Origin of the sequence: Streptomyces sp. OZ13 (assembly GCF_052068155.1) — a bacterium.
In the GTDB taxonomy this organism is placed as follows: Bacteria; Actinomycetota; Actinomycetes; order Streptomycetales; family Streptomycetaceae; genus Streptomyces.
This window is the reverse complement of sequence record NZ_JBQHCZ010000063.1, coordinates 1-518: the sequence shown is the minus strand read 5'-3', so window position 1 is coordinate 518 and position 518 is coordinate 1. Positions and strand designations below refer to the sequence as shown.

The following is a 518-nucleotide window of genomic DNA, read 5'->3' as shown; positions in this document are numbered from 1 at the left end:
GTGCGGGACGGGTCAGGCGCGCAGGTCGAGCAGGGCGGACATGGCTGCCACCACGGAGGGGGCGACCTGGTAGTAGACCCAGGTGCCGCGCCGTTCGCAGGTCAGGAGGCCGGCCTCGCGCAGTTTCTTCAGGTGGTGGGAGACGGTCGGCTGTGACACGCCGACATCGGCGATGTCGCACACGCACGCTTCACCGCCCGGGTGCGAGGCCACCTTGGAGAACAGGCGCAGGCGCACGGGGTCCGACAGCGCCTTGAACATGGCGGCCATCCTCTCCGCGTCGGCCTGTGACAGCTCCGCGGCGGTGATCGGCGGGCAGCACGGCACAACGCTCTCGCCTTCGAGGACGGGCAACTCCACCACTTCTGATTTCGACATGCGTCTATGTTGACACTCGTCGATACGAGTGGCAAGCTCCGATGTATCGACAGACATCGAAACAGGGGGTTGTCATGAGATCGCTCCGCGCCGCGCTCCGTGCCGCCAAGGCGCGCCGCACCGCCCGCCACCTGGCCGGC

General features: G+C 68.0%; 1 protein-coding gene. It reads right to left on the bottom strand.

Annotated features, from left to right (window positions below):
• Positions 1 to 12: 12 nt before the first annotated feature.
• Positions 13 to 378, bottom strand: a complete 366-nt coding sequence (locus tag ACTMTU_RS36095; RefSeq protein ID WP_441267653.1) for an ArsR/SmtB family transcription factor — start codon at positions 376 to 378, stop codon at positions 13 to 15.
• Positions 379 to 518: the final 140 nt, after the last annotated feature.

Excerpts from the sequence above, each read along its gene's own strand:
- ACTMTU_RS36095 (WP_441267653.1), bottom strand. The coding sequence starts at position 378 with ATGTCGAAATCAGAAGTGGTGGAGTTGCCCGTCCTCGAAGGCGAGAGC.